Here is a 26,989-nt window from a genome sequence, read left to right on the forward strand (position 1 = left end):
TCATTTTTTGCAAAGCGAGTGTTCCTGCTGATGAAGTCGCAAGACATCGACCTGAACGGGCAACAGCGTAACCCGATTCCTCCCGCCCCATCCTGGCAAAAATAGTCAGGAACAGAGACTTTTCACGCCTGAAAACCGTGTGACAGCCCCTGCGCGTTCCACCTCTCATTTCTGGTTTTTGACCCAAATTGGTCAGACCAATTAATTGAATAAAAAATTGTTTATTCTTGAATCATTAGGGTAAACACTTAGATTCAATAAAATAATCCTTTCTATACAATGCGCTCTGTTCTTGACGATCTCAAGAAATGGTCAGACCAATTTAACGACCTTCAGGCTCGCTTGCGATACAAGCGCCTCCCCTTTGCTCCTGCGGAGATAGAACAACATGCAACAAGCGTGGCTGCAGCAATACGATCCCACCGGCAATATCTGGCTGTCGGCACTGATCGCCCTTATTCCGATCATCTTTTTTTTCCTGGCCCTGACCAAGTTGCGCATGAAAGGGTATCTGGCAGGGACGATTACCGTCTTGCTGGCCCTGGGCGTTGCCCTGTTTTTCTATCGCATGCCGGTTTCCACTGCGCTGGCCTCGGTGGTGTATGGCTTTTTCTATGGGCTGTGGCCGATTGCCTGGATCATTGTGGCCGCCGTTTTTCTGTACAAGATTTCGGTCAAGACCGGTCAATTCGACATCATTCGCGCCTCCATCCTGTCCGTCACGCCTGACCAGCGCCTGCAGCTGATTCTGGTGGGCTTTTGCTTTGGCGCCTTCCTGGAAGGGGCAGCCGGTTTTGGTGCGCCCGTTGCCATTACTGCCGCCTTGCTGGCTGGCCTGGGTTTCCGCCCCTTGTACGCGGCCGGTCTGTGCCTGATTGCCAATACCGCCCCGGTGGCGTTCGGTGCCATGGGTATTCCTATCATCGTGGCCGGTCAGGTATCGGGTATTGATCCCTTTGAAATCGGCCAGATGGCTGGTCGCCAACTGCCTTTCATGACGGTGCTCGTGCTGTTCTGGCTGATGGCCATCATGGACGGCTGGCGCGGTATCAAGGAAACCTGGCCTGCCGTACTGGTCGGTGGCGGCTCCTTCGCGCTGGTGCAGTTCCTGACCGCCAACTACATTGGCCCCGAGCTGCCGGACATTACCTCGGCTCTGGTTTCCCTGGTTGTGCTGACCCTGTTCCTGAAAGTGTGGCAACCCAAGCGTATCTTCCGTTTTGAAACACAAGAAGGCTCGCCTGCCCAGGACAATCTGGCCGATCAAGCCCCTACCGTGCTGAGCACGGGCCGCATCATCAAAGCCTGGTCGCCCTTCATCATCCTGACCGCCATGGTCACGATCTGGAGTGTGCAGCCCTTCAAAGCCTTGTTTGCCGCCAATGGCCCGCTGGCCTCGACCATCGTGAATATTCCTGTGCCCTTCCTGCACAATCTGGTCGACAAGGCTCCACCCGTCGTGGCCTCGGCCACTCCGTATGGCGCGGTCTACTCCTTTAACTGGCTCTCTGCCACCGGCACCGCCATTCTGATTGCCGCCTTGCTGACCATCCTCTTTTTGCGCATGAAACCGGCAAAAGCGGTGGAAACCTTGGGCGAAACCTTCAAGGAACTGGCTGTACCGATCTACTCGATTGGCATGGTGCTGGCCTTTGCCTTTATCGCCAACTACTCCGGCCTGTCCGCAACTTTGGCGCTGGCCCTGGCTCACACCGGCAAAGCCTTCACCTTCTTTTCGCCATTCCTGGGCTGGATTGGTGTGTTCCTGACTGGTTCCGACACGTCTGCCAACGCCTTGTTTGGTGCCTTGCAGGCAACCACGGCACAGCAGCTGGGTCTGCCTGAAGTGCTGATGGTGGCCGCCAACACCACAGGTGGTGTAACCGGCAAAATGATCTCGCCCCAGTCAATTGCCATTGCCTGCGCGGCAGTGGGTCTGGCCGGGAAAGAATCCGATCTGTTCCGCTTTACCGTGAAACACAGCTTGATCTTTGCGGTTCTGATTGGCCTGCTGACTACCCTGCAAGCCTATGTGTTACCTTGGATGATTCCCTAAGGGCCCGCCCTCATCCTTCATCTGCAAGGCGCGTACACGCGTGCCTTGCAGATTTATTTTTCCGGTATCTCAAGAACTATGCGCCTCTCTGATCACGTTGCCCAACAATTGCTGGCGCTGATTCAATCCAGCGATTTCAAGGCCGGGCAAAGACTGCCTGCCGAGCGTACGCTGGCAGCCCAATTGAATGTGTCGCGTGCATCGCTGCGCGAGGCTATTCAGCAACTGAACAGCCAGGGCATTTTGCGCAGTCAGGTAGGTTCAGGCACTTACCTGGCCTCCCAAACACCCCAGTGGACCCAGCGCTCGGTAGACCCGCTGGCCGCCCTGATGCTGTCTGATCCCCAGTACCGCTACGACGTGCTGGAAGCGCGCATTGCTCTGGAGAGCAGTACCACCTGGCACGCCGCGCTGCGCGCCTCGCCCGAAGACAAGGACAAGATCCTGCAATGCTTCGAGCAAATGATTCGCTACCAGCAAAGCGGCGATACCGTGCAGTCCGCCCGCGCCGATGCCCAGTTTCACCTGGCCGTGGCCGAAGCCTCACACAATCTGGTGCTGGTTCAGGTCATGCGGGGCCTGTTTGATCTGGTGCTCAGCAGCGTGACGCAAAACCGGGACATCATCATGTTCGTGCATGACTCCCCCGAGACCATCGTCAATCTGACGGCGCAACACGAAGCCCTGGTCAAAGCCATTATCGATGGCGACCCCGCTCAAGCACGCCACGTCGTGAACGAACACCTGGGCTACGTACGCAACACCCTTCTTCAGGCTGACGAAGACCTTGCACGCCGCGAACGTGCCGCGCGCCTGCAAACCCCTCCTTCCGTCTTATCCGACCCGACTCTGCCATGATTATTTCCTCCTCGACCGACTACCGGCGTGCCGCCCAAAAACGACTGCCTCCTTTCCTGTTTCACTACATTGACGGCGGTGCCTACGCCGAGCACACGCTGCGCCGCAATGTGGACGATCTGGCCAATGTCGCCCTGCGCCAGCGTGTCCTGAAGGACATGAGCCAGCTCGATACCAGCATTGAGCTGTTTGGTGAAAAACTATCCATTCCGGTGGCCCTGTCCCCGGTAGGTCTGACAGGCATGTACGCGCGTCGAGGTGAAGTCCAGGCTGCCCAGGCAGCCGATGCACATGGCATTCCGTTCACCATGTCCAGCGTGTCAGTCTGCCCGATCGAGGAAGTTGCCCCGCGCCTGAAGCGGCCCATGTGGTTTCAGCTGTATGTGCTAAAGGACCGCGGCTTCATGCGCAATGCACTGGAACGCGCGCAAGCTGCAGGCTGCAGCACCCTGGTCTTTACCGTGGACATGCCCGTACCCGGCGCTCGTTACCGCGACGCCCATTCGGGCATGAGCGGCCCGAATGCCGCTCTGCGTCGCTATGCACAGGCTGTCATGCACCCGCGCTGGGCCTGGGATGTCGGCCTGCTGGGTCGCCCGCACGATCTGGGCAATATCTCGCGCTACCTGGGCAAGCCTACGGGTCTGGAAGACTATATGGGCTATCTGGGCGCGAACTTTGACCCCTCGATTTCCTGGAAAGATCTGGAGTGGATACGCGAATTCTGGAAAGGCCCCATGCTGATCAAAGGCATTCTGGACCCCGATGACGCCCGCGATGCCGTGCGCTTTGGTGCCGATGGCATCATCGTCTCGAATCACGGCGGCCGTCAGCTTGACGGCGTCTTGTCCTCGGCACGCGCGCTGCCTGCCATTGCCGATGCCGTCAAAGGCCAGATCAAGATTCTGGCAGATTCGGGTATCCGCAGTGGCCTGGACGTGGTGCGCATGATTGCCCTGGGTGCCGACGCTGCCATGCTGGGCCGCGCCTATATCTATGCCTTGGCCGCCGCCGGGCAATCCGGCGTGGACCACCTGCTGGGCCTGATTGAAAAAGAAATTCGGGTCGCCATGACACTGACCAGTGTCAGCAGCATTTCCCAGATCACCTCTGACCTGCTTGTACAGGAGTCTTGACCATGTCAGTGTCCACCAGCGCTGCGGATTTGTTGCAGCAACTGCGCTCTATTGTCGGCAACCCTCACGTCCTGACGGACGACCGCAGCACGCGTCGTTACCGCAAGGGCCATCGCACGGGTGAAGGCAAGGTATTGGCCGTTGTGCGGCCCGGAACGCTGCTGGAACAATGGCGCAGCCTGCAAGCCGCTGTCGCTGCCAATTGCATCGTGATCATGCAGGCGGCCAACACCGGCCTGACGGGTGGCTCCACCCCCGACGGGGACGACTACGACCGTGACATCGTGCTGATGAACACCATGCGTCTGCAAGGCATACAGGTCATCAACGATGGCGAGCAGGTTGTCTGCCTGCCCGGTGCCACGCTGGACCGTCTGGAACAGACCCTGGCCCCGCTGGAGCGTGAACCCCATTCGGTGATTGGCTCCTCGTGTATCGGCGCCTCTGTGCTGGGCGGTGTCTGCAACAACTCCGGCGGTGCACTGGTGCGACGTGGGCCAGCCTACACGGAATTGACGTTGTACGCGCAAGTGCTGGACGATGGCACCCTGCAACTGGTCAATCATTTGGGCATTAATCTGGGGGATACCCCGGAAGAAATTCTGAGCCGCCTGGAGCAAGGCAAGTACAGTGTGGCGGATATCGTCAACGACCCGGAACGCAAGGCCAGCGACCCGCGCTACGCCGAAGATGTGCGCGACGTGGATGCCCAGACCCCGGCCCGTTTCAATGCCGACCCTTCACGCCTGTATGAAGCCTCCGGCTCGGCAGGCAAGCTGTGCATTTTTGCCGTGCGTCTGGATACCTTCCCCAAAGAAGCCAGTACCGTTTTCTACATTGGCACCAATGACCCGGACGAGCTCACGGCTGTGCGCCGTCACCTGCTGACAAAACTGCCCCGCCTGCCTATTGCGGGCGAGTACATCCATCGCACCGCCTACGATATTGGCGAGCAATACGGCAAAGACACCTTCTTGCTGATCGACCGTTTTGGTACCGCCAAAGTGCCATCCGCCTTTGCTATGAAAAGCCGTGTGGATGGCTTTTTTGAGCGCTTTGGCTGGCGCGGCGTGACTGATCGCGTGATCCAGGCCATCATGAACCGCCTGCCCAGCCACCTGCCGCCACGCATGCGTGAATGGCGCGACCGCTTCGAGCACCACCTGCTGCTGCGCGTCTCCAACGACACCGCGCAGGCCACACGCGAATTTTTGAGCCAGCAATTTGAAGGCAGCCAGCAAGGTGCCTATTTTGAGTGCGATGCCGAAGAAGGTCGCAAAGCCTTTCTGCACCGTTTTGCCATTGCCGGTGCCGCCATCCGCTACCGCGAGGCACACCCCGACAGCGTGGAAGATATTGTGGCGCTGGACATTGCCTTGCGCCGTAATGACAAGGAATGGGTGGAGCAACTGCCGGACGATATGGAAAAAGACATCGTCCACAAGCTCTATTACGGCCACTTCCTGTGCCACGTATTCCACCAGGACTACATCGTCAAAAAAGGCGTGGTTCCTCTGGATATGGAACACCGCATGTGGAAGCTGCTGGATGAACGCCGTGCCGAATACCCGGCCGAGCACAATGTCGGCCACCTGTATATCGCCAAACCTGCCCTGGCCGGTTTCTATCGCGAGCTGGATCCAACCAACACCTTCAACCCTGGCATCGGCCACACCTCGCGCCGCAAATGGTGGAGTGTGTGCTGCGGCGGCAAACACGACTAAACACCGCCTTTTCTTGAAGGCACTAACGGGCTGCCAGCCATTCCTTTGCTTGCAGCGCAGTCCGTCCCTTCAATAAACCGCCCTTCATGCAGACAAGCAGGCCCCCAAGTTCGACTTGGTGGGCCTGTTTTTTTGTGCGCTGTGACAAGCAGAACACAAAAATATTCTGTCTCCTTTCCTATTTAGTTTAATAGGTTCCACTAATTCAAAATTTAGATTACATTATCGATAATGATTCTCAATACCTTATATTGAAGAGCCTAATTCTCCGGCTTTTTAGATACATACCACCTCTCATGACCACTCGTGAAACTACTACGGACGCGCGTAAAGAGCCTGGCCCCATCAGCCAGATCCTCAGCTCCATACGCTCACGTCTGATTGTTGCCGCCGTTCTGGCGGCCTTGGGTTCAATGCTGACCCTGGTGCCTTTGGCCGGAATCGCCCACATCGCCAAGCTGACTTTGGGCAATACCCTGTCTGGCGAGCTGCAAGGCGATATAGGCTGGACGGTTCTATTGAGCATCATCAGCATGTTTGCAGGCCTGGCCCTGATCTCGGCAGGCGAGCTGCTGGCCCATCTGGCCGACAATCAGCTGACACGCGGTCTGCGTCTGAGCGCTGCCCAACGACTGGCCAAAGTGCCACTGGGCTGGTTTACCGGCCAGGCTTCAGGCGAAGTGAAACAAGCCATGCAGGATGACATCGCCACCCTGCACAGCCTGACCGCGCACTTTTACACCTCGGTAGGCCGCGCCCTTGGTGCCATTGCGACCTCCGTGCTGTACCTGTTTTTCATGGACTGGCGCATGGCCATTGTGGCGTTGCTGCCCTTCCCCGGCTTCTTCCTGTTCCTGCGCCACGCCATGAAGGCCAGCAGCGCCAATATGCAGGGCTTTGTTGAAAAACTGGGCCGCCTGAACAGTGCCACGGTGGAATTTGTCAGCGGCATTCCTGTGGTCAAAGCCTTTGGCTCCAGCGGGCAGGCACATGGCGGCTATAGCAAGGCCGTGGACGGCTTTGCCGACGCCTTTCTGAACTTTGCCCGCCCACTGGTCGCCCGCATGGCCCACGCACACGCCATGATCGCTCCGGTCACTGTATTAGGTGTCGTGCTGGTCTTCGGCGCCCTGTTCAGCTATCTGGACTGGATGGCGCCTGTAGACATTCTGCCCTTCGCCCTGGTAGCCCCCGGTATTTGTGCACCTCTGCTTTTGCTGCACACCTTGCTGCACGACCTGGGCGGAGCAACAGGTGCCGCGCAGCGCGTGCAAGCCTTGATGAAAACACCCGTGCTGGAAACACTGACCGCCGATCAGCAACAAGTCCCGGCAAATCAGGAAGTGCGGGTCGAAAACGTCAGCTATGCCTATGGCGAAGGCCATCAGGCGCTGAGCAATATCAGCTTCACCCTGGAACCGGGCACGGTCACCGCAATTGTGGGCTCCTCCGGTTCTGGCAAATCCACCATCGCTCGCCTGCTGCTGCGCTTTTTTGATCCCAGCGAAGGCCGTATCACCCTGGGCGGTGCAGATCTGCGCCAAATCGAATCCACTGAGCTGTACCGCCGCATAGGTTTTGTGCTGCAGGAAGTGCGCCTGATCAATGCCAGCGTGCGCGAGAACATTGCGCTGGGCCGCCCCTCGGCCAGTCAGCAAGAGATTGAAGACGCCGCCCGCGCCGCCAATATTCATGACCGTATTTTGAGCCTGCCTCGTGGCTACGACTCTGTCGTGGGTGAAGATGCCCAACTATCCGGTGGCGAACGGCAACGCGTCAGCATTGCACGCGCTGTTCTGCTGGACCCGCCGATTCTGGTGCTGGACGAAGCCACCGCCGCTGCCGACGCCAGCAATGAAGTCGCCATTCAGGATGCCCTGTCGCGCTTTGCCCAAGGTCGTACCTTGCTGGTCATTGCTCACCGTCTGGACACCATCATGCACGCCGACCGCATTCTGGTGCTGGAAAACGGCGCCATTGTGGAGCAAGGCAATCACGCCAGCCTGCTGGCTGAACAAGGTCGTTACGCACGGCTCTGGACCCTGGGTGGCTACGACAACAGTTCCAAGGACACATCATGCTAAAGACCCTGATTCAGCTGCTGGGTACGGATGCCCCCATTTTCCGTCGCTATAGCTGGATGGCTGTTCTATACGGCCTGCTATGCGGTCTGACCATGACCACCCTGGTCCCCGTTTTCACTCATCTACTCAATGGCGAACCCAAACAGGCAGGCGGCTGGCTGCTGGTCTTGCTGCTAGGCGTGGCTGTCTGCTGGGCATGGCGTCGCCATGTGGAGCAAGCCGGTGTGAATGTAGGTGCCGCCATCCTGCAAGGTGGCCGTCATCGTCTGGGCGAACATATCGCCCAACTGCCCGTAGGCTGGTTCTCCGCTCAAAACACCGCGCGGCTGGGGCACATCGTCACCCAAGGCATGATGTCTGTGGCCCAATTGCCAGCGCACGTTTTCACCCCGCTGATCGCCGGGATTGTGACGCCTATCGTGCTGGTTGTGGCCTTGTTCATTTTGCATTGGCCATTGGGCCTGATTGCCCTGATCGTGCTGCCTTTGCTGGCCGCTGTTCTGGCCCTGACCGCCCATTTGGGACGCAAGGCTGATGATGCCTTCCAAGCCCACTTCGCCCATGCCAGCCAGCGCGTGGTGGAGTTTGCCCAGGCCCAATCCGTGCTGCGCGCTTTCAATGGCGAAGGCGGTGGCACCCGCCTGCTGGAAGAAGCAATTGAACGACAGCACCAGGCAGGCAAGAAACTGATCTGGCAATCCACGGCCTCGGCGGTACTCAATGCCTGGGCCGTGCAAGCAGCCTTCGCGGCCTTGCTGATTGCCGCCACGCTGTGGTTGAACAGCCATACGGGTCTGGGCCTGAGCAGTGCAGAGGTCATCGCCGTCATCGTGTCCTTGCTGCTGAGCGCACGCTATATCGACTCCTTACTGGAAGTGGCCAGCTACGGTGAAGTGCTGCGCGGTGCACGCGGCCAGCTCGATGCGATTCAAGAACTGTTTGCCGTTCAGCCCCTACCCGAACCCGCTTCGCCCCAAACCCCAAGCGACGGCTCGATCGTGCTGAACAATGTGCATTTCCGCTATGCCGCCGACAAGCCCGATGTACTGAATGGCGTCAGCCTGAACGTTGCGCCTGGCAGCATGGTGGCCTTGATCGGGGAATCCGGCTCAGGCAAAACCACCCTGGCTCGTCTGATTGCCCGCTTCTTTGATGTCAGCCAGGGCAGTGTCTCCATTGGAGGCGTGGATGTGCGCCAGATCGGCAGCCCCGTACTAGCCACGCAAATCAGCCAGATTTTCCAGGACGACTATCTGTTCGCGGGCAGCATTGCCGAGAACATACGCCTGGGCAAACCGGACGCCAGCCAGGCCGAGCTGATGGAAGCAGTGGAACAGGCCGGTGTCAGCGAAATCATCGCGCGCTTGCCAGAAGGTCTGAACACAACGGTGGGCGAAGGCGGGGCCCGCCTGTCCGGGGGCGAGCGTCAACGCATCGCCATTGCGCGCGCTCTGATCAAGAACGCCCCCATTTTGCTGGTGGACGAAGCCACCGCCGCACTGGATGCCGAAAACCAGGCGGCCATTGCCCAGGCTTTGGCCCGTCTGCGTGGCAAGCGCACCCTGATCGTGATTGCCCACCAGCTCTCTACCGTCGCTATGGCCGATCAGATCGTGGTGCTGGAGAACGGCCAGATTATCGAACAAGGCCCGCCGGCCCAACTGCGCGAAACCCAAGGCCGTTACGCCCACTTCCTGAACCAGCGTCATGCCGCCAAAGGATGGCGTATTGCCACCGCAGCCCAGAATAACGGTGTGTGATGCGAGCTAGATCTTTTGTGCTGTTGTTTCTGATGCTCTGCAGCCTGTCTTTGCTGATAGGTGCACGGCAAATCAGCTGGGCACAATTATGGAGTTTTTCAGGCGATGCCTGGCTGACACTGAGCGCCAGCCGCCTGCCCCGTCTGGCGGCACTGGTCTTGAGTGGCATAGGCCTGTCGGTCTGCGGGGTGATCTTGCAGCACATTGTGCGCAATAAGTTTGTGGAACCGGCCACCTCGGGCGGGCTGGATGCCGCCAAGCTGGGCATTCTGATCGCCCTGACTCTGGCCCCCACCAGCAGCACATTGGGCAAGCTGCTGTTTGCCCTCTTGTTCTGCTTTGCCTCCAGCCTGATCTTCATCGCTGTGGTACGCCGCATCCGCTTCAAGAACACCGTGCTGGTGCCGGTGATTGGCTTGATGTATGGCGGTGTGCTTAGCGCCATTGCCGAGTTCTATGCCTACCAGCACCAGATTTTGCAAAACATGCAGGGCTGGATGCTGGGCGACTTTTCCAAGATCGTGCAGGGCAACTACGAAATCATTTATTTGATCCTGCCCATTGTGTTGCTCACCTATCTGTATGCGCATCGCTTCACAGTGCTGGGCATGGGCGAAGGCATGGCCACCAGCCTGGGCCTGAACTATTCCGCCACCGTGGCCCTGGGTTTGATACTGGTTGCGGTTACCGTCTCGGCCACGGTCATCACCGTGGGAGCCATCCCCTTTATTGGTCTGGTCATCCCCAATCTGGTGGCGCTGCGCTATGGCGATAATCTGGCTCGTACCTTGCCCATTGTGGCGCTGGGTGGTGCCAGCCTGCTGCTGGCTTGCGACATTCTGGGCCGCCTCATCATCTACCCTTTTGAAGTCCCTATTGGCCTGACCGCAGGCGGCGTGGGTGGCCTGCTGTTTCTGTTCCTGATTTTCTGGAGGAACAGATGAAACGGCAACATCTGGTCTGGATACTGTTGCTGGTGTTGGTTCTGAGCTTTGTGTTCTATCGCTCCGGCCTGGACTTCGACTACATCATCCCCAAACGCCTGAACCGTTTGGCGGCTATGGTGATTGGCGGCATCTGCATTGCCTGGTCCTCGATTATTTTTCAGACCATTACCGGCAACCGGATTCTGACGCCCGCCATCATGGGATACGAAGCGGTTTACCTGCTGTTCCAGTCCCTGCTGATTTTGCTGCTGGGCACACAAAGCCTGGTGATGCTGGGAGCCAATGGCAATGTGGTGCTGTCCATTGTGCTGATGCTGGCCTACTCGCTGGCAATCCATCACTGGCTGTTTCGCCAGGGCAAGAACAATGTGTATTTCCTGCTGCTGATGGGGCTGGTGTTGACCATGATCATCAGCACCTTCACCCAGTTTGTGCAGCTAAAGATCAGCCCCGGCGAGTTCTCCATTTTGCTGGGTTTTAGCCAGGCGTCCTTTAACCGGGCCGAGCCTTTGCAACTGCTGATTTCCGCGATTCTGGTGGGTGGCATTTGCCTAGGCAGCCTGCGCAGCTTGCCCACGCTGGACGTATTGTCTCTGGGCCGCGAGCAAGCCATTTCTTTGGGGGTCGATTACCGCCGTACCGTGCGCATCCAGCTGGCCCTGATTGCTGCCCTGGTCGCCATTTCCACCAGCCTGCTCGGGCCCACTGCCTTCATGGGGATTTTTGTAGCCAACACCAGCTATGCGCTGGCCCGCAGCTTCCGACACCGAATCACGCTGCCGCTAGGCTGCGCCATCGCCATCGTCATGTTTTTGCTGGCACAGATAGCGGTGGAACACATTTTCAATTACCGCACGACCGTCGGGATACTCGTCAACCTGGTGTGTGGCGCGTACTTTCTGGGACTGATGGTTCGTACCCGAGGCACTGCATGATTACGATCGATCAGCTCTCCAAACACTACAAGAAGAAGGCCGTGCTTTCCAAGGTCAGCACACAGTTCCCCGCCGGACAGCTCAGCTCCCTGATCGGCCCCAATGGTGCCGGTAAAACCACCTTGCTGATGAGTATCGCCCGCTTGCTGGAGGCCGACGAAGGCCAGATCCAGCTGGACGGCCGCAACATTGCGGATATACGGATTGCTGACTATGCGCGCCGGGTAGCCACCTTGCGCCAATCTCCTGATTTCAATTTGCGCCTGACCGTGGAAGAACTGGTCGCCTTTGGCCGCTTCCCCTATAGCCGGGGCGTGCTGACGGATGAAGATCAACAAGCCATCTCCAACGCTATTCAGTTTCTATCGCTGGAACCCTTGCGCCAGTCCTATCTGGACGAGCTGAGCGGCGGTCAGCGACAGATGGCTTTTCTGGCCATGACCATTGCCCAGCAAACCGATTATTTGCTGCTGGATGAGCCGCTGAACAATCTGGACATCAAGCACGCTGTTCAGATCATGCGCGCCTTGCGTCGGCTCTGTGACGAGTACGGCCGTACCGTGATTCTGGTGGTGCATGACATCAACTTTGCCGCCAACTATTCCGATCACATTGTGGCCATGAAAAACGGTGCGCTGTACTGCGCAGGACCGGTGTCAGAGGTCATCACGCAAGCACGGCTGACCGAACTTTATGGCCTGGATTTCGAGATTACGCACAGCAAGCGTGGCCGCCTGTGCAATTACTTCACCCCATCAGGAGAACTAGCATGATCGCCAAACACGGATACGGGCTGATAGCCCTGTTTGTGGCCGCCAGCTTTGCCTTGCAAGGCTGCGAGAAAAAGACCCAGGCAGCGGCGGAAACCCCGGCACCGCAAGCCGCCACCAGCCCGCAGGCCAGTGCCCGCTATGAACCGATTGTGGTCGAACACAAGCTGGGTTCGACACGCATCGACAAGCTGCCGCAACGCGTCGTGGCGCTGGACATGAACGAAGTGGATTTTCTGGATGCCTTGGGAGTCCCGGTTGTAGGCATGCCCAAAGACTTCATCCCGGCATTCCTGGACAAGTATAAAAATGCCCCTGAAATTCAGGACACCGGCGCAATTGTGCAACCCAATGTGGAACAGGTGTACGCCGCCAAACCGGACCTGATTCTGATCACCTCCTTGCAAGCCAATCACTACAAGGAACTGAGCCAGATCGCCCCCACCATTCACTTTGACGTGGATTACCGCGATAGCCAGGTCAATCATATTGAAGTCATCAAGAATCACCTGCTGACTCTGGGCTCGATTTTCAAGAAAGAAGAGCTGGCCCAACAAAAAGTGACCGAACTGGATGCAAAAGTCGCCCAAGCCAAAGACATCACCCAGGATCGTCCTGAAAAAGCCCTGATTGTTCTGCATAACAACGGCTCGTTCAGCTCCTTCGGGGTGCAGTCCCGCTACGGTTTTGTATTCAATGCGCTGGGCGTACAGCCTGCCAGCCCGACGGTAGAAACCGGCCTGCACGGACAGCCTGTTTCCAGCGAGTTCATCCAGCAAGCCAATCCGGACATCATTTACATCATCGACCGTACCGCCGTAATGGAACGTCGCCCTGCCCTGAACGCCGACAGCCTGAGCAACCCGCTGCTGCGTGAAACCAAAGCCTGGCAAAACGGCCGTGTGGTATTTGCCAATGCCGAAGCTTGGTACGTAACTGCCGCCAGTGTCACCTCGCTGAAATTGATTATTGATGACGTGATCAAAGCCTACCAACAACCATGATCTAACGGTTTTTACACGGGCAAATAGACAGTAATGCGACTCAATCCAATTTCTATTTGCCTTAATAAAAGCAAAGAAACACACCCCGCTACATAAAGGAAACTGGCATGTACACACCACGCCACAATGGGACGTTTGCGCCCTCGATACGTAAAATCGGCAGTTCCAGCCGCTCCGGCTTTGCCCTGAATCGCACCTTCAGTGCCGTACAAATGGCGCTACTACTGGGTTTGGGAGCCAGCGCGCTGGCCTTGATGGCCTCGCCAGCACAGGCACAGAACAGTACGGCTGCCCAGGCCGATGAAGTCGTCTCCTTGCCGTCCGTTACCGTCAAAGGTCAGCGCGACAAGATTGTCGAGAGCTATGCAGGCGGACAAGTCGCTACCGGCGGACGCGTCGGTTTGCTGGGCACCAAAGACTTCATGGAAACGCCCTTCAACACCATCAGCTACACCGAGCAATACATAGCCGATCAGCAGGCGCGTGACATCAGCGAAGTGATCGCCAAAACCGATCCCAGCGTGTTCATGAGCGGCATTGCGGGCGAGAGCAACGAGAGCTACTCCATCCGCGGCTTCCGCTCCGATGTGGGTGATGTCACCGTCAACGGCCTGGCCGGGATGGGTGGCTACTACCGCAACTCGCCTGAAGCCTACGAGCGCGTCGAAGTGCTGAAAGGTCCCTCCGCCCTGCTGAACGGCATGCCACCCAAAGGCTCGGCAGGCGGTGCGGTAAACCTGGTCACCAAACGCGCGGGCGACGATCCCCTGTTTCGCGTCACAGGCAGCTATATGTCCGACTCGCACTTTGGCGGCCACGTGGATCTGGGCCGTCGCTTTGGCGAGGACAAGCAGTTCGGTATACGCCTGAACACGGCCTACCGGGATGGCGAAATTGCCGTCAAAGACCAGGACAAGAAAATTACCCAGACCTCTCTGGGTCTGGACTGGCGTGGCGAACGTGTACGTCTGTCTGCCGACCTGTTTCACAGCAAAGACCGTGCCTACGGGCTGACACGTGGCCTGACGTTGGACCCCGGTGTAGAACTGCCCAAACCACCCAAACCCGATGTGTCATGGAACCCGCCCTGGGCGTTTTATGACACCACCGACAAAGGCGCCATGATCCGGGGCGAGTTCGATCTGAACGATCAATTCACTGCCTATGCCGCCGCCGGTATCAGCCGCACCAAATTCAGATCCAATATGGGCGCTGGTCAGGTGATCAATAACGCAGGCGACTTCAAGATCAACTTCAGCGGCGTGGCCGATGAAATGCGGCGCAAAACCGCTGAAGTGGGTCTGATGGGCAAGCTGCAAACCGGCCCGGTCAGCCATCAATTCGCGATCAACGCCACGCAGTACAACGAAGACTACGACCTGAGCGGCTTCCGCAACCTGCTGCCCACCGCATGGGAAACCAATATCTACGATCCCGTCTGGGGTCCAGAGCCTTCCTTGCCGAACAATATCCCGCTGATCAGCACCACTAAGACTCGCTTGAAGAGCATCGGTTTTGCTGACACCCTGTCCTTTGCCGAGGACCGCGTACAAGTGACACTGGGCGCACGCCGTCAACAAGTGATCAACGAAAGCTTTAACGGCAGCACCGGCCAGCGCACAGGCGAGCGCTACAAGGAAAGCGCAACCACTCCGGCCGTCGCCTTCCTGGTCAAAGCCACTGATCAAGTCTCGGTCTACGCCAACTACATCGAAGGCTTGTCCCAAGGCGCGATTGCTCCCAACACCGCCGCCAATGCAGGTCAGGTTTTTGCCCCCTTCAAAACCAAGCAGAAGGAAGTGGGCCTGAAGCTGGATCTGGGTGACTTTGCCCACACCCTGGCCTTGTACGAAATCAAACGCCCCAGCAGCTATACCGACCCATTCACCAATGTATTCTCCTTTGGTGGCGAGCAGCGCAACCGAGGCATTGAATGGGGCTTTTTCGGCTCCCCCCTCGAAGGCCTGCGCTTGATGGGTGGCGTGGCTTACTCCGACCCGGAAATCACCAAAGCCGCCAACCCGGCTGAAGAGGGCCGCCAGGCCACGGGCCTGCCCAAGTGGCAAGCCAAGCTGGGCGTGGAATGGGATGTACCCAACTTGCAAGGTCTGACCGTGATGGCCAACGCCACCACCTCATCCAAGCAATACCTGAGCGCGGACAACTCCCTGTCCATCCCCGGCCATACCGTGTTTGATCTGGGCGCACGCTATCGCACCAAAATCTCCGGCCGTCCGCTGACCTTGCGGGCAACGGTGAATAACGTAGCGAACAAGGCTTACTGGGCCAAGCCGCACTTCACCAGCCTGGGTGTGGGCGCACCACGGACTTTCATGTTGTCAGCAACGATGGATTTCTAAGCTGAAGAGCTGAATTTGATGACAGGGCCTTGTTGCTGCTGAGTGGTGTGACAAGGCCCTTGTTTGATGACAAGCAGATGCTGCCATCGGTATTTTCAGGTGAGCTCACCAGCGGTCGACTCACCAGTTAGCTGACTGGCGTACAACTGAGCAATTTCTTAAGCCACGAAGCACAACAGGTGAATATCTTCCGGGTCCAGCTCAAATAAACGCGGGTCTGGCTCTGGCGCGATTTCAAAGCCGTGAGCCATATAAAAATCCACCGTATTCACCGAAGGCGTGGCCGAGGCATAGACCGCCTTCGCGCCCCACTTCACGGCCTGCTTCTTGGCCTGATCCAGCAGCCATACGCCCATCCCCTGCCCGCGCAAGGACTGGCTGACGTGCAGAAAGAACAACTGACGCCACTCCCCCTGTGGTCCCAAGGGAAGGCTATCCAGGCCGACGGCGGCCAACAGGCTATCCCCCTTGAATACGCCCATGAACCAGGAGCCTCGATGAAAAGCGTCCTCATGTTCCGGGTGATATTTCTCCGGGTCACCTTCCGGCCAACCCCGCAAATCAATATCAGCCGCTTGCTTGTGCAGGACGCCATCGCGCAGCTCGTACAAACCGTCAATCCGTTCGCTGCGGTCTATAGACCACAACAGGTTCAGTTCGGTTTCCTTCAAAGGGCGCAGCGTCAAGCCTGGAGGTAAAGAGGGCATGGTAATCAAGGTGATGTATTTCGGGTTTGCAGAGGATTGAATCCGCCTCAACGCTCAAACAGGGGACTCGCCTCGCCAAGTCCTGCATGAAACTTGCCCCCTGTGTGAACGCGCCCGATTATAGGCGTACATCGCTCTGAATGCCTCGGCGAACAGGACGGCGCAAGACCGCAGCAGCTCGCAAATCAGGCTGTAGATCACGATCCTCTGCCTGCGCCAGCGTACTTAAAATCGAGCAGTCAGGCTGTTCATCACCCGGACAACAACCAATGGATGCTTCCAGTGCCAAGGCCATTTCCTGCATGTTTTTAATGCGGCTGCTCAGCTCAGTCAGGTGCTGTTGCGCGACCCGCTTTACATCTGCACTCTGACGCGACGGGTCGTGCCACAGGCTCAGCAAATCACCAATGGCTACCATGGAAAATCCCAGATCGCGAGCACGTCTTATAAAGCGCAAGCGCTCCACATCTTTTCGGCTATACGTCCGGTAACCCGCAGCAGTGCGCTCGGTTTCCGGGATAAGGCCAATCTGCTCGTAATAACGAATCATTTTGGCCGACACTTTGGATACCTTGGAGGCTTCACCAATATTCATCTTGCTCCCCTTACTCAATGAAAGGACTCAAAAGTCGGGTGTCAGTGATGGCAAAAGGTGACAGGCCTTGTCCAAAGCCCCATCAGTCTTTTCTGCCTGCCAAGGCCTGTGTTGCCAGCACTGACAACACACAGTGTGAAGATTCCCACGGTAGGAAGGTCAAGTATGCGCGCGTGACCCAAGCTTCCGGCCCCAGAACGCTATGGCGTAAAAAATACATCCACATGCAAATCCTGCACTTTCAAACCGCGCTTGAGCACCATGCCCATCGTGGCATCCACCATGGATGGAGAGCCGGCCACATAAACCTTCCAGCCGCTTAAATCAGGCTGATCGTGGCCAACGATATCGGTGACAAGCCCCCGGCGATAGTGAGTGGCCGGTATCCCGGAGATGACAGGAGTAAAAGCCAGATTGGGGTATTGGCGCTCCAGCGCCCGGAAGTCATCAATAGCATATAAATCCCGCAGTTCGCGCGCTCCAAAATACACATGAATGGGCTGGCTCATGCCACAGGCCAACGCCGTTTCAACAATCGATTTGATAGGGGCCAGGCCGGTGCCTCCCGCAATGCACAAGATAGGGCCGCCATGCCCCTCGCGCAGATAGGAGGAGCCACGGGGCACTTCCAGGCTGACCTTCTCGCCCGGCTGAAGCACGGTGTGAACATACGAAGACGTCACTCCACGGGGAACACGGCGTATGTGAAACTCCAGCTCAGGTGCACCAGGGCGGTTGGCCATGGAGTAACTGCGCACGGGTGCCTGCCCGAATTTGATATCCGCGTACTGACCGGCAAAAAACATCAGGGGCTCAGGCTCATCCAGACGGATACGCACAAGGCGCACATCGTGCGTCAGTTCTCGCAAGTCGGACACTGTGCCGGTCACGCTACGCGACGGGGCTAGCCCCCTCACATCATCCGTGCCAATCCAGTCTACGGTCACATCACTTAAGGGGATCGCCCTACAGGCCAGAATCAGACCGCGGGCCTGTTGCTCCTCGGTCAGGGCAAAGCGGGAGTGTTCCAGCCAGTCAATTTGCCCATCAACCAGCCGGGTTTTACAGCCCCCACAACGCCCCAGACGACAGCCATGCGGATAGGCCAAGCCGCTTTGCAAGGCAGCCTGCAAAATATTTTGCCCCTCCTGAACGGCGATCCGCTGACCCGTCTGACGGATAAGAATTGTTTTGCTGCTCATTGCTCCCCCCATCACGTATCGCCCCACGGGCCACACACTGCTATCAGCTCCCGCCCGGTTCTTGTTGACCAATAGGGATCTGGCTGTCTCATTCTTGTATTTGACATGGCGACTCCACACAAAGTTGCTGTTTAACGACACAAAAGGCTTATTTCTCAATGCCTTGTGAACAAGCTAAAGCTTCCAACGATTGGAGAGTCAACCCCTTCAACAAGGTGTGCAAGCAAACCTTGACCTTCCAATCGTTGTAATGCCTAGCCTTGGCTAACAACTTTGCACAGACGCTTCGGAAGGGCCGAAGCCCTGCTGCAAGAAAGGGATACAGCCATGCGTCGAACATTCAAATTTGCTTTAGCGGCAAGCGCCATCGCCGCCGTCGGAACCGCCTACGCTGCCCGCGATAGTTCCGATCATAAAGACAAGGCGGCAGAACCGCCACCAGAAGCCGCCAGTGCGCCCGCAGGCCCAAGCGTGCCTGTTGCTCAAGTTCTGGAGCGCAGCATTCTTCCCTCTACGGATTTCACCGGATTTCTTGCCGCCCCTCAATCCGTAGAACTACGTTCGCGCGTAAGCGGAGCGGTCGAAGCGGTCAGCGTCCCGGAAGGCAGCCTGGTACGTAAAGGGGAGCCTTTGTTTCATATAGACCCGCGCCCCTTTCAAGTGGCTCTGGATACAGCCACAGCGCAATTACGTCAGTCCGAGGTCCTGGCCAAACAAGCGCAAGATGATCTGAACCGGGTGCAGAAACTGGTCGAGACCGGCGCCGTTTCCCGCAAGCAATACGATGATGCACTGGCCATACGCAACGCCCAGCAAGCCCAGGTCCAAGTAGCCAAAGCGGCGGTCGCCGCCGCTCAGCTTAACCTGTCCTACACCCATATCCGCTCGCCCATCTCGGGTCGAGTAGACCGGGTTCTGGTCACGGCAGGCAATCTGGTCAAAGGCGGCGCCACTGACCAGGCCAGCCTGTTGACCACCATCGTCTCCACAGACCCTTTGTATGCGTACTTCGACATAGACGAAGCCACCTACCTGAAAGCCATCCGCCAGACCCGCCCCGAAAAGGGTGACAAAACCTCCGGGCCACCCGTTTCCGTTGGACTGGCAACAGATCAGGGCTTTCCGTATCAAGGGACATTGGACTTTGTGGGAAACCAGATTGATCGCAGCACCGGGACCGTACGGGCGCGCGCAGTCATTCCCAATCCCGACGGCATGCTGGCCCCCGGCCTGTTTGCGCGCATCAGACTGGCTACGGGGGCAGAACAAGCCGCTATCTTGATTGACGACCAAGCCTTGGGTACTGATCAAGGGAAAAGATATGTGCTGGTTGTAGACCAGAACAATCAAGCCCAATACCGCGTGGTCGAACCTGGTCCGATGGTTGATGGTTTACGTGTCATTAAAAGCGGTCTGCAAGCAGGTGAAAAAGTCATCATCAAAGGCTTGGTACGCCCCGGCATGAGCATCGCTCCTCGCCTGGTTCCCATGCAGGCAGGCAATGAAACGGCACGCCCCGCGGAGGCCCAGCCATGAAGTTTCCCCACTTTTTCATCGCCCGGCCCATCTTTGCCATCGTGCTGTCCTTGCTGATGCTGATCGCCGGCGCCATGGCCTTCTGGCAATTGCCGCTCAGCGAATATCCGGCGGTCACGCCCCCTACCGTGCAGGTAACGGCCAAGTATCCAGGTGCCAATCCCGAGGTCATTGCCGACACGGTGGCCGCGCCGCTGGAGCAAGCCATCAACGGCGTGGAGAACATGCTGTACATGAACTCCCAAATGGCGACCGACGGCCAGATGGTTCTGACCATTGCCTTCAAACAGGGAACGGATGCCGACATGGCGCAGATTCAGGTACAGAACCGGGTTTCCCGCGCTCTGCCTCGTCTGCCCGAGGAAGTTCAACGCATCGGTGTCATCACCCAGAAAACCTCGCCTGACGTCCTGATGGTGGTCCATCTGGTCTCCCCGGAAAAGCGCTACGACTCGCTGTATCTGTCCAACTTTGCCATTCGGCAGGTGCGTGACCAGCTGGCCCGCCTTCCAGGGGTGGGCGACGTGCTGGTCTGGGGCGCCGGGGAATACTCCATGCGCATCTGGCTGGACCCGTCCAGCGTGGCAACACGTGGGCTGACAGCCAGCGACATCGTGGCGGCCTTGCGCGAGCAGAACGTGCAGGTCGCTGCCGGTTCGGTGGGGCAACAGCCCAATGCGGACTCGGCCTTTCAAGTCACCGTCAATACCTTGGGGCGTCTGTCCACAGAAGAACAGTTTGGTGAGATTGTGGTCAAGACGGGCGAGGACGGGCAAGTTACCCGCCTGCGCGATGTGGCCCGAGTCTCTTTGGGTGCCGATGGCTACACACTGCGCAGTTTGCTCAATGGCGAATCCGCCCCTGCCCTGCAAATCATTCAAAGCCCAGGTGCCAATGCCATTGATGTCTCCAATGCGGTACGCGCCAAGATGCAGGAACTGCAAGGCGGTTTTCCGCAAGACATTGAATACCGCATCGCCTATGACCCGACAGTCTTCGTTCGAGCCTCCTTGCAATCCGTAGCCATCACCTTGCTGGAAGCCGTCTTGCTGGTCGTGATTGTGGTTGTCCTGTTTCTGCAAACCTGGCGTGCTTCCATCATCCCGCTGGTCGCCGTGCCGGTGTCCCTGGTAGGCACCTTCGCCTTGATGCATATCTTTGGTTTCTCCCTGAACACGCTCTCGCTGTTCGGGCTGGTCTTGTCCATCGGCATCGTGGTTGACGATGCCATTGTGGTGGTAGAGAACGTGGAACGGCACATGGCGCTGGGCGAGTCGCCTAAGCAAGCAGCCTTCAAAGCCATGGATGAAGTAACCGGCCCGATTATTGCCATCACATCCGTTTTGGCAGCGGTCTTTATCCCCTCCGCGTTTCTATCCGGACTGCAAGGCGAGTTTTATCGACAGTTCGCCCTGACGATCGTGATTTCCACCATTTTGTCGGCCATCAACTCCTTAACCCTGTCACCCGCGCTGGCCGCCATTCTGCTCAAACCTCATAACAACAAGGCACGTCCAGACTGGCTGACACGGCTGATTGATGCCCTGTTCGGCGGATTCTTCCGCCTCTTTAACCGTTTCTTTGACCGCGCTGCCAGCTCTTACGTAGGGACAGTGCGCCGTGCAGTCCGTGGCAGTGCGATTGTTCTGGTGTTGTATGCCGGCTTTGTGGGTCTGACCTGGCTGGGTTTTCATCAAGTACCCAACGGCTTTGTACCCGCTCAGGACAAGTACTTTCTGGTGGGCATCGCACAACTTCCTAGCGGGGCCTCGCTGGACCGCACGGAAGCGGTGGTCAAGCAAATGTCGGACATTGCCCTGGCCGAGCCGGGCGTGGAGAGTGTGGTCGCGTTTCCGGGCCTGTCCGTCAACGGGCCGGTCAATGTCCCCAACTCCGCCCTGATGTTCGCCATGCTCAAGCCCTTTGACGAGCGCCAGGACCCCTCGCTTTCTGCCAACGCCATCGCCGGCAAGCTGATGGGCAAGTTCAGCCAGATCCCTGACGGATTTTTAGGGATTTTCCCACCGCCACCTGTCCCCGGACTAGGCGCCATGGGCGGCTTCAAACTGCAAATTGAAGACAGAGATGGTTTGGGCTTCGAAGCTCTGGTGCAGGCACAAGGGCAAATCATGGCCAAAGCCATGCAGGCCCCGGAGCTGGCCAATATGCTGGCCAGTTTTCAGACGAATGCCCCCCAGTTGGACGTGGAGATTGACCGGGTCAAAGCCAAGACTCTGGGCGTATCCATGACAGACGTATTCGAGACCTTGCAGATCAACCTGGGATCGCTGTATGTCAACGACTTCAACCGCTTCGGGCGCACTTACCGCGTCATGGCACAGGCTGACGCGCCATTCCGCGCCCAGGCTCAGGACATTGGTCTGCTGAAAGTACGCAGTAATAAAGGCGACATGATTCCCTTGAACGCCTTTGTCACCCTGACCGAAGGCTCCGGCCCCGACCGGGTGATCCGCTACAACGGCTTTCCCTCCGCCGACATCAGTGGCGGCCCTGCCCCTGGCTACTCATCCGGGCAGGCTACGGATGCTATCGAAAAAATCCTTAGGGAAACCCTGCCCGAAGGCATGGTCTACGAATGGACAGACCTGGTCTATCAGGAAAAGCAGGCCGGCAACTCTGCCCTGTACATATTCCCTCTGGCCGTCCTGCTGGCCTTCCTGATTCTGGCCGCGCAATACAACAGCTGGTCCCTGCCCTTTGCCGTCTTGCTGATCGCCCCCATGGCCCTGCTCTCGGCCATAGGCGGTGTCTGGCTATCCGGTGACGACAACAACATTTTCACGCAAATTGGTTTTGTAGTACTGGTCGGGCTGGCCGCCAAAAACGCCATTCTGATTGTGGAGTTTGCCCGCACGCAGGAAGAGGCGGGAGCTGACCCATTGACGGCCGTCCTGGAGGCCGCCCGGCTACGACTGCGCCCCATCTTGATGACCTCCCTGGCCTTTATCGCCGGTGTGGTGCCCTTGATGTTGGCCAGTGGAGCAGGTGCAGAAATGCGCCACGCCATGGGGGTGGCCGTGTTCGCCGGCATGTTGGGCGTCACCCTGTTCGGCCTGCTGCTGACCCCTGTGTTCTATGTGCTGGTACGCAAACTGGCATTACGCCGCCAGCACCGCCGGGCCCCTGACAGCCACGACCAGCAACACGCATGAAGCCAAGGACAAGCATGAACATGATTTTCCCCTCTCTGCCCCGCGTTCGACGCCTCAGCCCCTTTGCCCTGGCATTGATACTGACAGGCTGTACGCTGGCTCCCAAGTACGAGCGGCCGGCCGCCCCTATCGACGCTACGTATCCCGCTTCCCCCCTTACTACGGAAGAGGCTAGCTCTGCTGCAGTCATCGCTGCAGAAATAGGCTGGCGCGACTTCTTCAGCGACCCGCTGCTACAGCAACTGATAGAAATTTCACTGGAAAACAACCGCGACTTTCGTACCGCGGCATTAAATGTCGAAGCGGCACAGGCGCTGTATCGCATTCAGCGCGCCAAACTGCTACCAGAGCTGGGGGCGGCCGCCAGCGGTGCCTCCGAGCGACTTCCCGCCGACCTAAATCCAACTGGCACCAGCCAGCTTAATCGTCGCTACGAGGTGGGCGGTGTCAGCACAGCCTGGGAGCTGGATCTATGGGGCCGCATCCGCAGCCTGAACGAACAGGCACTGGCCAACTATCTGGCCCTGGATGAAACTCGCATAGCGGCCCAAACCAGCCTGATCGCCGAGCTGGCCAATACCTATCTGACGCTACGGGCCGACCAGGAGCTGCTACGCCTGAGCAGCGACACGCTGGCAACACAACAGCGCTCCTACGAACTAAGCCGCCAGTTAAAGGAGCTGGGCCATGCCACCCAACTGGACCTGCGCCGGGCGGAAGTCGCCCTGCGACAGGCAGAATCCAGCTATGGCGCCTATAGCCGCCAGGCAGCCCTGGATCGCAACGCTCTGGTCCTGCTGTTGGGACAAGCACTCAGCGCCGATCTATCCAGACAACTGGATGAGGCAGTTACGCTGCCCGATCAGATCCTTGTGGCGGATCTACCTGGCGGCCTGCCCTCCGACCTGCTGGTACGCCGACCCGACATTCGGGCAGCCGAGCAAACCCTTCGAGGCGCCAACGCCCATATTGGTGCAGCACGAGCTGCTTTTCTTCCTACCATCAGCCTGACTGGGTCCATCGGAACCGCCAGCGCTTCACTGGAAGGTCTGTTCGACTCCGGTACACGCGCCTGGAGCTTTTTTCCCAGCATTAATCTGCCCATTTTCAGGGGCGGTGCCCTACTGGCAAATCTGGATGTCGCCCATGTGCGCAAACGGATAGAAATCGCCCAGTATGAAAAAACCATTCAGGTCGCTTTCCGGGAAGTCGCGGACGGGCTGGCAAACAGAAGTCTGCTAGACCAGCAGATCCAATCCGAGAAGCTGGCGGTCACAGCCAGCCTTGAGGCTCAAACCCTGGCCGAGCAACGCTTTCAGGAAGGCCTGGTCGACTACTTGAGCGTTCTGGATGCACATCGCAGCCTGTACAGCAGCCAGCAAACACTGGTCAGAACGCGCCTGGCACGACTGAGTAATCTGATTGATCTGTACAAGGCTTTAGGGGGTGGGTGGAAGGAGCATACTTCTGCAGCCGATAAAACCACCTAAATATGTAGGCGGCCTAATCACGGGCTATTCCTAACAGGCCACCTGCCCCCGTCCTAGTCCGGGTTCTTCGGACCGCGGCGCTTGGGCAAGATGGCGGGCGTATCGTCATGTGGCTTGAACAAATACGGACTCTTGTCGGGTTCCGGATTCGGAGAACCATCAAACTGCGTGGCTTTATGGTCTACCGGCCGCCTTCGCTCCTTGTCTTTGCGGCGTTCATTCACCTCCTTCAAGTCTTCCTGCACCCGCCCGGCAATATCCACTTGGGATTCGCTGCTGGGCTCCAGTGCTTTAGCTTGATTCGAACGTTCGGTGTTGCCTTTGCGTATGGGACTCATGTGGACTCTCCATAGATCAGGTTTCGCAGACAGGCTCCAGCAAACAGTGTGCCTGGCGGCCTTGGTGCTCGCCTCCAAGCTACTAGCCTGTCGGGCGAGGCCATGAACAGGCTGGGACTAAGGCTTGGCCTGACTGTGACCTTCATTGGCACGAGCCAGAAAGATCCGTATCAACTCCGGTGAATGCTCTTCCAGCCAACGAGCCATCGCGCGCTCTTGCTCCAGGATTTGATGGCACACCATCGCCGTCTCCGTGTCACCCACAAAATCAGCGGCCTCCTTGAGCTGACTGTAAGCCGCAATTTCCAGGTTTTCGAAGGCAAAGCTGAACATCGTGCCTTTCACCACCTCATCAGAGGCAAAGATCCCGGAAAAGCCCTGAAACGCTGCCATAACTTTCCCGCCCAGGTCTTTGAGCAAGGACGTATCTCCACCGCGCCGCTCTATGCATTCGCGCACCAGCCCCTGCTGTGTCTGAGTTTCCTTGATATGTTGCTGAATACGCTGATGCAACTCCGGGTAGTTCTCCACCCGCGAGAGCATGCTGTTGAGCATCGTCTCAGCCTGTTCTTCCATGGCATGCGCGTCTCGAAGCCAGTCCATCAAGTGTTTGTCCGCGCGTGTTTTATTGGTATCCATGACATTCTCCTGTCGGTTTGCCTTGCCGCAACTGCGACAAGCAACTGATACCCAGCATATGGCGTTCCCAAGGTGCCAGCGCCCCGCGCACACCTTGAGAAACACCAAACAGCTACCTACTTCCTCGTGAATCAGCCCCCATACATCCCGGACCGAAAAATTGAAGCCAGGCAATCACGCACAGCAAGCAAAATACTTAAATAATCGACATTAGAAAGGCGCCCAGCCCCGCCAAAAGTACAACCAACGCCGGCGGCACACGCCCCACCGTCAACAAGCCAAACAAGAGCAAGACCAAGCCGAAATCCGCCTTGTCATGAATGGCACTGGTCCACACCGGGTCATACAGGGCGGCCCCCAGGATACCGACCACCCCTGCATTAATCCCTGCCATCGCCGTGCGCACGCCAGTCCGATGTCGCAGCCCTTCCCAAAAAGGCAAGACGCCAATCAGAATCAAGAACGCCGGGATAAAAATCAGTGCCAACAGCGCCATGCCCCCCAGCCAGCCTTGCAAAGGCCATTGCGCCATCGCCCCGATATAAGCCGCGAAGGTAAACAGGGGCCCCGGCACTGCTTGCGCCGCTCCATAACCCACCATCAAATCCGCATTGCTGACCATTCCTGTCGGTACGACAGAGGCCTGCAACAGCGGCAACACGACATGACCCCCACCAAAGACCAGCGCCCCGGAGCGGTACACCCCTTCCAGCAATTGAACGGTCGATGAGCCCGTAGCCGCTGCCCACAAAGGTAGAGCCACCAAGAGCCCCGCAAAAATCAACAAAGCCCCCATGCCCACCTTGCCAGACACCGGATACGAATGCGCCTGAGCCGCCCCAGCTTGAGCAAAATCCAGCTTCCACCACGCAATCAGACCAGTCACCGCAATGGCCAGCACCTGCCCAAAGGCTGAAGGCAAAGCCAGACTCAATAAAGCAGCCACAATCGCCAGCGCGGAACGGGACCGGTCAGGACATAAGGACCGAGCCATCCCCAGCACTGCCTGCGCAACAATGGCCACCGCCACAATTTTGAGGCCATGCACCCACGACGACTCCGCGATCCCCGACTGCCCCGCCAAGCCTAAAGCAAACAGAATCAACGCAATGGCCGAAGGCAAGGTAAAGCCTGTCCAGGCAGCCAGCAAACCCATCCACCCGGCACGCCCCAAACCCAGCGCCATCCCGACCTGACTGCTTGCTGGCCCCGGCAAGAACTGGCATAAGGCCACCAGGTCGGAGTAGCTGCGGTCATCCAACCAACGACGGCGTTCCACGAACTCGGTACGGAAATAGCCCAGGTGCGCGATAGGCCCGCCAAACGAAGTCAGCCCGAGTTTAAGGAAGGCCCAAAAGACCTCCAGCGGACTGCCTGGCCTATCCGCCGCCTGCGCCTGCATTTCTGGCGGTGCTGATGCTGATGCGAGTGTCTGTGCCGACGCCTGTGTCTGCTCATGCAGCCGCGTCTGTGTCTGTTTCTGTTTCTGTGCCTGTGCCTGTGCCTGTGCCTGTGCCTGTGCCTTCACAGGTTCGTTCGAATTATTCATTGCTGCCTGTTCCCCCCTTGATCAACATCCGGCACACGTCATCTGCACCACCTGTTTTTACTGCTGATTTTTTTCCTGCTTACAGCCCGATATCCACGCTACAGGCACCTTAGCCTCGCAACATAT

20 protein-coding genes are annotated in these 26,989 nt (G+C 57.9%); 14 read left to right on the plus strand and 6 right to left on the minus strand.

Annotated elements, in window-relative coordinates:
- Positions 1–388: 388 nt before the first annotated feature.
- From lldP to U2949_RS05445, 11 genes are all read left to right on the plus strand, one after another.
- Entirely contained in the window at positions 389–2,056 is a 1,668-nt protein-coding gene (gene lldP, locus U2949_RS05395; RefSeq protein WP_026484950.1) for an L-lactate permease, read from the plus strand.
- Between the two features lie 78 nt (positions 2,057–2,134).
- The gene (gene lldR / locus U2949_RS05400) at positions 2,135–2,914 is read left to right on the plus strand and encodes a transcriptional regulator LldR (protein WP_026484949.1); all 780 of its coding nucleotides are present in this window, start codon (positions 2,135–2,137) and stop codon (positions 2,912–2,914) included.
- Entirely contained in the window at positions 2,911–4,050 is a 1,140-nt protein-coding gene (gene lldD, locus U2949_RS05405; RefSeq protein WP_026484948.1) for an FMN-dependent L-lactate dehydrogenase LldD, read from the plus strand. The genes lldR and lldD overlap by 4 nt, the downstream gene beginning before the upstream one ends.
- Before the next feature lie 2 nt (positions 4,051–4,052).
- Positions 4,053–5,774 (plus strand): D-lactate dehydrogenase, encoded by a 1,722-nt coding sequence (gene dld, locus U2949_RS05410; protein ID WP_321286537.1) that lies wholly within the window; start codon positions 4,053–4,055, stop codon positions 5,772–5,774.
- A gap of 296 nt (positions 5,775–6,070) precedes the next feature.
- Positions 6,071–7,858, plus strand: a complete 1,788-nt coding sequence (locus tag U2949_RS05415; RefSeq protein ID WP_321286539.1) for an ABC transporter ATP-binding protein — start codon at positions 6,071–6,073, stop codon at positions 7,856–7,858.
- Positions 7,852–9,618 (plus strand): ABC transporter ATP-binding protein, encoded by a 1,767-nt coding sequence (locus U2949_RS05420; protein WP_321286541.1) that lies wholly within the window; start codon positions 7,852–7,854, stop codon positions 9,616–9,618. Before U2949_RS05415 ends, U2949_RS05420 begins: the two co-directional genes overlap by 7 nt.
- Complete coding sequence (locus tag U2949_RS05425) at positions 9,618–10,562, plus strand: ABC transporter permease (RefSeq protein ID WP_321286543.1); 945 nt, start codon at positions 9,618–9,620, stop codon at positions 10,560–10,562. Before U2949_RS05420 ends, U2949_RS05425 begins: the two co-directional genes overlap by 1 nt.
- Positions 10,559–11,500 carry an iron chelate uptake ABC transporter family permease subunit gene (locus tag U2949_RS05430; RefSeq protein WP_321286545.1) on the plus strand — a complete coding sequence of 314 codons (942 nt, stop codon included), beginning with the start codon at positions 10,559–10,561 and terminating at the stop codon, positions 11,498–11,500. Before U2949_RS05425 ends, U2949_RS05430 begins: the two co-directional genes overlap by 4 nt.
- Positions 11,497–12,273 carry an iron ABC transporter ATP-binding protein gene (locus tag U2949_RS05435; protein WP_321286547.1) on the plus strand — a complete coding sequence of 259 codons (777 nt, stop codon included), beginning with the start codon at positions 11,497–11,499 and terminating at the stop codon, positions 12,271–12,273. The genes U2949_RS05430 and U2949_RS05435 overlap by 4 nt, the downstream gene beginning before the upstream one ends.
- A complete protein-coding gene (locus U2949_RS05440; protein WP_321286549.1) occupies positions 12,270–13,274 on the plus strand; it encodes a siderophore ABC transporter substrate-binding protein in 1,005 nt (334 codons plus the stop codon). Before U2949_RS05435 ends, U2949_RS05440 begins: the two co-directional genes overlap by 4 nt.
- A gap of 107 nt (positions 13,275–13,381) precedes the next feature.
- A complete protein-coding gene (locus U2949_RS05445; protein ID WP_321286551.1) occupies positions 13,382–15,634 on the plus strand; it encodes a TonB-dependent receptor in 2,253 nt (750 codons plus the stop codon).
- 158 nt (positions 15,635–15,792) lie between these two features.
- Here the strand turns inward: U2949_RS05445 and U2949_RS05450 are convergent, their stop codons facing one another.
- The 3 genes from U2949_RS05450 to U2949_RS05460 form a co-directional block, all read right to left on the minus strand.
- Positions 15,793–16,341, minus strand: a complete 549-nt coding sequence (locus U2949_RS05450) for a GNAT family N-acetyltransferase (RefSeq protein WP_021447025.1) — start codon at positions 16,339–16,341, stop codon at positions 15,793–15,795.
- Between the two features lie 118 nt (positions 16,342–16,459).
- The gene (gene cueR, locus U2949_RS05455; protein ID WP_026484939.1) at positions 16,460–16,936 is read right to left on the minus strand and encodes a Cu(I)-responsive transcriptional regulator; all 477 of its coding nucleotides are present in this window, start codon (positions 16,934–16,936) and stop codon (positions 16,460–16,462) included.
- 200 nt (positions 16,937–17,136) lie between these two features.
- Positions 17,137–18,138 carry a 2Fe-2S iron-sulfur cluster-binding protein gene (locus U2949_RS05460; RefSeq protein ID WP_321286554.1) on the minus strand — a complete coding sequence of 334 codons (1,002 nt, stop codon included), beginning with the start codon at positions 18,136–18,138 and terminating at the stop codon, positions 17,137–17,139.
- A 327-nt stretch (positions 18,139–18,465) separates the two neighbouring features.
- Here U2949_RS05460 and U2949_RS05465 point away from each other — a divergent pair, with 327 nt between their 5' ends.
- Genes U2949_RS05465 through U2949_RS05475 form a run of 3 tightly spaced genes read left to right on the plus strand, consistent with a single transcriptional unit; the run spans position 18,466 to position 24,337 of the window.
- A complete protein-coding gene (locus U2949_RS05465) occupies positions 18,466–19,674 on the plus strand; it encodes an efflux RND transporter periplasmic adaptor subunit (RefSeq protein WP_321286556.1) in 1,209 nt (402 codons plus the stop codon).
- Complete coding sequence (locus U2949_RS05470; RefSeq protein WP_321286558.1) at positions 19,671–22,847, plus strand: efflux RND transporter permease subunit; 3,177 nt, start codon at positions 19,671–19,673, stop codon at positions 22,845–22,847. Before U2949_RS05465 ends, U2949_RS05470 begins: the two co-directional genes overlap by 4 nt.
- A gap of 14 nt (positions 22,848–22,861) precedes the next feature.
- Positions 22,862–24,337: an efflux transporter outer membrane subunit gene (locus U2949_RS05475; protein ID WP_321286561.1), complete on the plus strand. Its 1,476-nt coding sequence runs from the start codon at positions 22,862–22,864 to the stop codon at positions 24,335–24,337.
- A 53-nt stretch (positions 24,338–24,390) separates the two neighbouring features.
- Here U2949_RS05475 and U2949_RS05480 read toward each other — a convergent pair whose 3' ends face one another.
- From U2949_RS05480 to chrA, 3 genes are all read right to left on the minus strand, one after another.
- Entirely contained in the window at positions 24,391–24,675 is a 285-nt protein-coding gene (locus U2949_RS05480; protein WP_321286563.1) for a hypothetical protein, read from the minus strand.
- Between the two features lie 117 nt (positions 24,676–24,792).
- Positions 24,793–25,314: a ferritin-like domain-containing protein gene (locus tag U2949_RS05485; protein WP_321286565.1), complete on the minus strand. Its 522-nt coding sequence runs from the start codon at positions 25,312–25,314 to the stop codon at positions 24,793–24,795.
- Positions 25,315–25,510: 196 nt separating this feature from the next.
- Positions 25,511–26,716 (minus strand): chromate efflux transporter, encoded by a 1,206-nt coding sequence (gene chrA, locus U2949_RS05490; RefSeq protein ID WP_321286788.1) that lies wholly within the window; start codon positions 26,714–26,716, stop codon positions 25,511–25,513.
- Between the last annotated feature and the right edge of the window lie 273 nt (positions 26,717–26,989).

Source organism: Alcaligenes phenolicus (assembly GCF_032063905.1).
Lineage (GTDB): Bacteria > Pseudomonadota > Gammaproteobacteria > Burkholderiales > Burkholderiaceae_B > Alcaligenes > Alcaligenes phenolicus.

Coding starts and splice junctions, on each gene's coding strand:
- lldP (WP_026484950.1), top strand. CDS start 389: ATGCAACAAGCGTGGCTGCAGCAATACGATCCCACCGGCAATATCTGG.
- lldR (WP_026484949.1), top strand. CDS start 2,135: ATGCGCCTCTCTGATCACGTTGCCCAACAATTGCTGGCGCTGATTCAA.
- lldD (WP_026484948.1), top strand. CDS start 2,911: ATGATTATTTCCTCCTCGACCGACTACCGGCGTGCCGCCCAAAAACGA.
- dld (WP_321286537.1), top strand. CDS start 4,053: ATGTCAGTGTCCACCAGCGCTGCGGATTTGTTGCAGCAACTGCGCTCT.
- U2949_RS05415 (WP_321286539.1), top strand. CDS start 6,071: ATGACCACTCGTGAAACTACTACGGACGCGCGTAAAGAGCCTGGCCCC.
- U2949_RS05420 (WP_321286541.1), top strand. CDS start 7,852: ATGCTAAAGACCCTGATTCAGCTGCTGGGTACGGATGCCCCCATTTTC.
- U2949_RS05425 (WP_321286543.1), top strand. CDS start 9,618: ATGCGAGCTAGATCTTTTGTGCTGTTGTTTCTGATGCTCTGCAGCCTG.
- U2949_RS05430 (WP_321286545.1), top strand. CDS start 10,559: ATGAAACGGCAACATCTGGTCTGGATACTGTTGCTGGTGTTGGTTCTG.
- U2949_RS05435 (WP_321286547.1), top strand. CDS start 11,497: ATGATTACGATCGATCAGCTCTCCAAACACTACAAGAAGAAGGCCGTG.
- U2949_RS05440 (WP_321286549.1), top strand. CDS start 12,270: ATGATCGCCAAACACGGATACGGGCTGATAGCCCTGTTTGTGGCCGCC.
- U2949_RS05445 (WP_321286551.1), top strand. CDS start 13,382: ATGTACACACCACGCCACAATGGGACGTTTGCGCCCTCGATACGTAAA.
- U2949_RS05450 (WP_021447025.1), bottom strand. CDS start 16,341: ATGCCCTCTTTACCTCCAGGCTTGACGCTGCGCCCTTTGAAGGAAACC.
- cueR (WP_026484939.1), bottom strand. CDS start 16,936: ATGAATATTGGTGAAGCCTCCAAGGTATCCAAAGTGTCGGCCAAAATG.
- U2949_RS05460 (WP_321286554.1), bottom strand. CDS start 18,138: ATGAGCAGCAAAACAATTCTTATCCGTCAGACGGGTCAGCGGATCGCC.
- U2949_RS05465 (WP_321286556.1), top strand. CDS start 18,466: ATGCGTCGAACATTCAAATTTGCTTTAGCGGCAAGCGCCATCGCCGCC.
- U2949_RS05470 (WP_321286558.1), top strand. CDS start 19,671: ATGAAGTTTCCCCACTTTTTCATCGCCCGGCCCATCTTTGCCATCGTG.
- U2949_RS05475 (WP_321286561.1), top strand. CDS start 22,862: ATGAACATGATTTTCCCCTCTCTGCCCCGCGTTCGACGCCTCAGCCCC.
- U2949_RS05480 (WP_321286563.1), bottom strand. CDS start 24,675: ATGAGTCCCATACGCAAAGGCAACACCGAACGTTCGAATCAAGCTAAA.
- U2949_RS05485 (WP_321286565.1), bottom strand. CDS start 25,314: ATGGATACCAATAAAACACGCGCGGACAAACACTTGATGGACTGGCTT.
- chrA (WP_321286788.1), bottom strand. CDS start 26,716: ATGCAGGCGCAGGCGGCGGATAGGCCAGGCAGTCCGCTGGAGGTCTTT.